This is a genomic window from Tenacibaculum sp. L6, assembly GCF_028823685.1.
Taxonomy (GTDB): Bacteria; Bacteroidota; Bacteroidia; order Flavobacteriales; family Flavobacteriaceae; genus Polaribacter.
This window is the reverse complement of sequence record NZ_JAPEHZ010000096.1, coordinates 1-5,537: the sequence shown is the minus strand read 5'-3', so window position 1 is coordinate 5,537 and position 5,537 is coordinate 1. Positions and strand designations below refer to the sequence as shown.

Here is a 5,537-nt window from a genome sequence, read left to right as displayed (position 1 = left end):
AAACACTAGTTCTACCTGCTCTACCTTTTTTTGTGATGATTTGAATAACTCCATTTGCAGCGTCTGCTCCGTATAAAGTTGTTGCAGCTCCTCCTTTGATATATTCTATTTTTTCAATAGATTCAGCGGGGATATCAGCTATTGCAGACACGCTAGCACCACCAGTATCTATACCTAGCCCTGGGTTTGAGTTAAGGTTATCAACTCTAACACCGTCTACAATAACAACAGGAGTTGCAGAACTGGATGCTGATAAAGGTCCTCTAGTTCTTATTAGAGCTGTTGTTCCTGGTTGCCCCGAACTCATTCTAATTTGAGCACTAGGTGTTGTTGATTGAAGGAGTTGATCAACCTGGGTTCCAGGTAGTTTCTCTATATCTTTAGAAGTAAGTACATCAACAGATGTAGATAGCCTCTTTTTTTCAATTCCAGAACCTTGTCCTGTTACGATTATCTCGTCAAGTACGTTATCTCCCTCCATCATAACGTTAATTTGGTTAGGCTCTCCAATAACTCTTGTTGTCGTTGTCATACCTACAAAACTAAATACTAAAACATCTCCGACTTTTGCTTGGATAGAGAATTTTCCGTCAAAATCAGTTTCAGTACCTTGTGTGGTACCTTTTTTCAGTATCGTAACTCCAGGTAAAGGACCTGATTCATCAGAAACAGTACCTGAAATTGTTTTTTCTTGCGCAAAGGAAATTTGCACAATCAACGCTAGTAGTAGCGTTAAAATTCCATTAAACTTTGTTTTCATTGTGTAATTATTTGAATTAATTGAGCCAAAAATCATAAATAAATCTTAAAAAAACAAGGTATTTGTTAATTAAATGTAAAAAAAAAAACAGTATCTGCTTATGGAGGTTTGTTGAAAAACATGAAGTAGTCAATGTTTTAGTTGGTTTAGTATTTTCTTTTAGTTTTTTTTCAAGATTCAGTTATCTTTTTGAAATAGATTATTAATTGTTAGTTGTTGGATTTTGTTGTGTTTTGGTAAAAATAACTTCTTGATATTTGATTAATTAGAAAATAGTCGTACATTTGCACACTCTTAAAATTAGAGTAATTTAAGTACAAATTAAAAATAAGTAATAATTTAGTATGCCAACTATTCAACAATTAGTTCGTAAAGGAAGAGCCAAAATAACTAAGAAGAGTAAATCGGCTGCTTTACAAGCATGTCCACAAAGACGTGGAGTTTGTACGCGTGTGTATACCACTACACCTAAGAAACCTAACTCAGCGATGCGTAAGGTTGCAAGGGTGCGTTTAACAAATGGTAACGAAATCAACGCGTATATTCCAGGTGAGGGGCACAACTTGCAAGAGCACTCGATAGTATTAGTTAGAGGTGGAAGGGTAAAAGATTTACCAGGTGTTAAATATCACGTGGTACGTGGAGCATTAGATACTGCAGGAGTTGAGGGTAGAACCCAACGTAGATCTAAGTACGGTGCAAAACGCCCTAAAGACAAAAAGTAAAAATTAATTAGTAACTTTTTTAATGTAAAGACATGAGGAAAAGAAGAGCTAAAAAAAGAGTTTTGTTACCGGATCCAAGATTTAATGATCAATTAGTTACGCGTTTTGTGAATAACTTAATGTGGGATGGTAAAAAATCTGTAGCGTTCAAAGTGTTTTACGATGCAATGGATATCGTAAACGAAAAGAAAACTGACGAAGAAAAGTCGGCTTTAGAAGTGTGGAAAGATGGTTTATCTAACGTGATGCCTCACGTAGAAGTGCGTTCTCGCCGTGTAGGTGGAGCTACATTCCAAATTCCAATGCAAATTCGTCCAGACCGTAAGGTTTCTATGGCGATTAAATGGATGATTTCTTATGCGCGTAAGCGTAATGAAAAAACAATGGCACAACGTTTAGCTGCTGAGATTTTAGCTGCTGCTAAAGAAGAAGGTGCTGCTGTTAAGAAAAGAGTAGATACTCATAAGATGGCTGAAGCTAACAAAGCATTCTCACACTTTAGATTTTAATAAGAAATGGCAAGAGATTTAAAATATACAAGAAATATCGGTATTGCTGCTCATATTGATGCTGGTAAAACAACAACAACTGAGCGTATCCTTTTCTATACTGGGGTGTCTCATAAAATTGGAGAAGTTCACGATGGTGCTTCTACAATGGACTGGATGGAACAAGAAGCAGAAAGAGGTATTACAATTACTTCTGCAGCTACAACTTGTACATGGCAATTCCCAACAGAAAATGGAAAGCCTACCGCTGATGCTAAAGGATACCATTTTAATATTATTGATACTCCAGGTCACGTTGACTTTACTGTAGAGGTAAACCGTTCATTACGTGTATTAGATGGATTAGTGTTCTTATTCTCTGCAGTAGACGGAGTTGAGCCACAATCTGAAACTAACTGGCGTTTAGCTGATAACTATAAAGTGCCTCGTATCGGTTTCGTTAACAAAATGGACCGTCAAGGAGCAAACTTTTTAGCTGTATGTCAGCAAGTAAAAGACATGTTAAAGTCTAACGCAGTGCCAATCGTATTAAATATTGGTGATGAAGCAGATTTTAAAGGAATTGTTGATTTAGTTAAGAACCGTGCTATTGTATGGCATGACGAAAATCACGGATCAACTTTTGATGTTGTTGATATTCCAGAAGATTTAAAAGAAGAAGCTCGTGAGTTACGTGGTAAGTTAATCGAAGAGGTTGCTGCTTATGACGAAAACTTATTAGAGAAATACATGGAAGATGAAGATTCTATTACAGAAGAAGAAGTGCACGCTGCATTAAGAGCTGCTGTAATGGATATGTCTATCATTCCTATGGTTTGTGGGTCTTCATTCAAGAATAAAGGTGTTCAGTTCTTATTAGATGCTGTATGTCGTTATTTACCTTCTCCAGTAGATAGAGAAAATATCATCGGTACTAACCCTGATACAGGAGAAGAAGAAACACGTAAGCCAGATGCAAAAGCACCATTTTCAGCTTTAGCATTTAAAATTGCTACCGATCCTTTCGTAGGTCGTTTAGCATTCTTCCGTGCCTATTCTGGTCGTTTAGATGCAGGTTCATATGTGTTAAATAACCGTTCAGGTAAAAAAGAGCGTATTTCTCGTATTTACCAAATGCACTCTAACAAGCAAAATGCAATCGAATTTATCGAAGCTGGAGATATTGGAGCTGCAGTAGGATTTAAAGATATTAAAACAGGGGATACGTTATCTGACGAAAAACACCCAATCGTTTTAGAATCTATGGATTTCCCAGATCCAGTAATCGGTATTGCTGTTGAGCCTAAAACTAAGGCTGATGTAGATAAATTAGGTATGTCTTTAGCTAAATTAGCTGAAGAAGATCCAACATTTACTGTAAAAACAGACGAGGCTTCAGGTCAAACTGTAATTTCAGGAATGGGTGAGTTACACTTAGATATTATTGTAGACCGTTTAAAACGTGAGTTTAAGGTTGAAGTAAATCAAGGACAACCACAAGTAGAGTACAAAGAAGCTATTACAGCTGCTGCAGAACACAGAGAAGTTTATAAAAAGCAGTCTGGTGGACGTGGTAAGTTTGCTGATATCGTATTCAGAATGGAGCCAGCTGAAGAAGGTAAGCAAGGTTTAGAGTTCGAATCTATCATTAAAGGTGGTAACGTTCCTAAAGAATTTGTTCCTTCAGTAGAAAAAGGATTCAAAGAAGCAATGAAGAATGGTCCATTAGCAGGATACGAAATGGATGCAATGAAAGTAACGTTAATCGACGGTTCATTCCACCCTGTAGATTCTGATCAATTATCATTCGAATTAGCTGCTAAAATGGGTTACAAAGCTGCTGCAAAAGCTGCAAGAGCTGTAATCATGGAGCCAATGATGAAGTTAGAAGTGTTAACTCCAGAAGAAAATATGGGTGACATCGTTGGAGATTTAAATAGAAGACGTGGACAAGTTAATGATATGAGCGACCGTGCTGGATCTAAAGTTGTAAAAGCTATCGTTCCATTATCAGAAATGTTTGGATATGTTACTTCATTAAGAACATTATCTTCAGGTAGAGCAACTTCTACTATGGAATTCTCTCACTATGCAGAAACTCCTAGTAACATTGCAGAAGAAGTAATCGCTAACGCTAAAGGTTAATTAAGATGAGTCAAAAAATTAGAATAAAGTTAAAATCTTACGATTATAATTTAGTAGACAAGTCTGCTGAAAAAATCGTAAAGACAGTAAAGAGTACTGGAGCTGTAGTAAACGGACCAATTCCTTTACCAACAAATAAAAAGATTTTTACAGTATTACGTTCACCACACGTAAACAAAAAATCTAGAGAGCAATTTCAATTATCTGCTTACAAAAGATTATTAGACATCTATAGTTCATCATCAAAAACTATTGATGCTTTAATGAAACTTGAGTTACCAAGTGGAGTTGAAGTTGAGATCAAAGTATAAGTAAATCAATAACTTTCGGTTTAATTTTGTTAAGCCGAAAGTTTTTTATACTTTTGCACACCGAAATTTACGTTTCGGCGTGTAAATATTTCTGTAAAGTATACAGAAATGACATGTCCTGAGGGTTTCGCGAAGGAAAAATGGTAAAAACAAATTCAGAGTGAAGGTGTTTTTCGCTCTTTTTTTTTGAAAAATTCAAAGGAAAAAACAGAAACATTCGTTTCAAATAATCATTTATTAATAGACGCGCTGGATAAAATATATCTATTCGTCTGAAAATTAACAAATATGTCTGGGTTAATAGGAAGAAAAATTGGAATGACCAGCTTATTCGACGAGAACGGGAAGAATATTCCTTGTACTGTAATCGAAGCAGGTCCTTGCGTTGTTACCCAAGTCAGAACCGAAGAGGTTGACGGCTATAACGCTTTACAACTTGGTTTCGATGACAAAAAAGCAAAAAGCTCTAATAAAGCTTTAGATGGTCACTTTAAAAAAGCTGGTACATCTGCTAAAAAGAAAGTTGTTGAATTCCAAGAGTTCGAAGGTGAGTACAAATTAGGTGACTCAATTACTGTTGAATTATTTACTGAAGGAGAATTCGTTGATGTATCAGGAATTTCTAAAGGTAAAGGATTTCAAGGTGTTGTTAAACGTCATGGTTTTGGCGGAGTTGGACAAGCAACTCACGGTCAACATAACCGTTTAAGAGCTCCTGGTTCAATTGGTGCAGCATCATACCCTGCAAGAGTATTCAAAGGAATGCGTATGGCAGGTCGTATGGGTGGAGACAAAGTAAAAGTTCAAAATTTAAGAGTATTAAAAGTGGTTGCTGATAAGAATCTTATCGTAGTAAAAGGAGCTATTCCTGGTCACAAAAACTCTTATGTAACTATCGAGAAATAATGAAAGTAGCAGTATTAGATATTACAGGAAAAGATACTGGTAGAAAAGTTGAACTTTCTAACGAGGTATTCGGAATTGAGCCAAATGATCACGCAATTTATTTAGATGTAAAGCAGTATTTGGCTAATCAAAGACAAGGTACTCACAAATCGAAAGAAAGAGCTGAGATTGCTGGTAGTACAAGAAAGATTAAAAAACAAAA

7 protein-coding genes are annotated in these 5,537 nt (G+C 36.0%); 6 read left to right on the top strand and 1 reads right to left on the bottom strand.

The window, feature by feature from the left end; genetic code table 11:
- Positions 1-760 (bottom strand): TonB-dependent receptor plug domain-containing protein (locus tag OU788_RS11675; RefSeq protein WP_274635330.1); only part of this gene is annotated, 760 nt, incomplete at its 3' end.
- Between the two features lie 344 nt (positions 761-1,104).
- Between OU788_RS11675 and rpsL the strand changes: the two genes are divergently transcribed.
- The 6 genes from rpsL to rplD all read left to right on the top strand — a co-directional run.
- Positions 1,105-1,485 (top strand): 30S ribosomal protein S12, encoded by a 381-nt coding sequence (gene rpsL, locus OU788_RS11670; RefSeq protein ID WP_028890722.1) that lies wholly within the window; start codon positions 1,105-1,107, stop codon positions 1,483-1,485.
- Positions 1,486-1,517: 32 nt separating this feature from the next.
- Complete coding sequence (gene rpsG / locus OU788_RS11665; protein WP_028890723.1) at positions 1,518-1,994, top strand: 30S ribosomal protein S7; 477 nt, start codon at positions 1,518-1,520, stop codon at positions 1,992-1,994.
- 6 nt (positions 1,995-2,000) lie between these two features.
- The gene (fusA, locus tag OU788_RS11660) at positions 2,001-4,118 is read left to right on the top strand and encodes an elongation factor G (protein WP_274635329.1); all 2,118 of its coding nucleotides are present in this window, start codon (positions 2,001-2,003) and stop codon (positions 4,116-4,118) included.
- A 5-nt stretch (positions 4,119-4,123) separates the two neighbouring features.
- Entirely contained in the window at positions 4,124-4,429 is a 306-nt protein-coding gene (gene rpsJ, locus OU788_RS11655) for a 30S ribosomal protein S10 (protein ID WP_024740605.1), read from the top strand.
- A gap of 288 nt (positions 4,430-4,717) precedes the next feature.
- The gene (gene rplC / locus OU788_RS11650; protein ID WP_274635328.1) at positions 4,718-5,335 is read left to right on the top strand and encodes a 50S ribosomal protein L3; all 618 of its coding nucleotides are present in this window, start codon (positions 4,718-4,720) and stop codon (positions 5,333-5,335) included.
- Positions 5,335-5,537 (top strand): 50S ribosomal protein L4 (gene rplD / locus OU788_RS11645; RefSeq protein WP_274635327.1); only part of this gene is annotated, 203 nt, incomplete at its 3' end. The genes rplC and rplD, both read left to right, overlap by 1 nt.

Coding starts and splice junctions, on each gene's coding strand:
- rpsG (WP_028890723.1), top strand. CDS start 1,518: ATGAGGAAAAGAAGAGCTAAAAAAAGAGTTTTGTTACCGGATCCAAGA.
- rpsL (WP_028890722.1), top strand. CDS start 1,105: ATGCCAACTATTCAACAATTAGTTCGTAAAGGAAGAGCCAAAATAACT.
- fusA (WP_274635329.1), top strand. CDS start 2,001: ATGGCAAGAGATTTAAAATATACAAGAAATATCGGTATTGCTGCTCAT.
- rpsJ (WP_024740605.1), top strand. CDS start 4,124: ATGAGTCAAAAAATTAGAATAAAGTTAAAATCTTACGATTATAATTTA.
- rplC (WP_274635328.1), top strand. CDS start 4,718: ATGTCTGGGTTAATAGGAAGAAAAATTGGAATGACCAGCTTATTCGAC.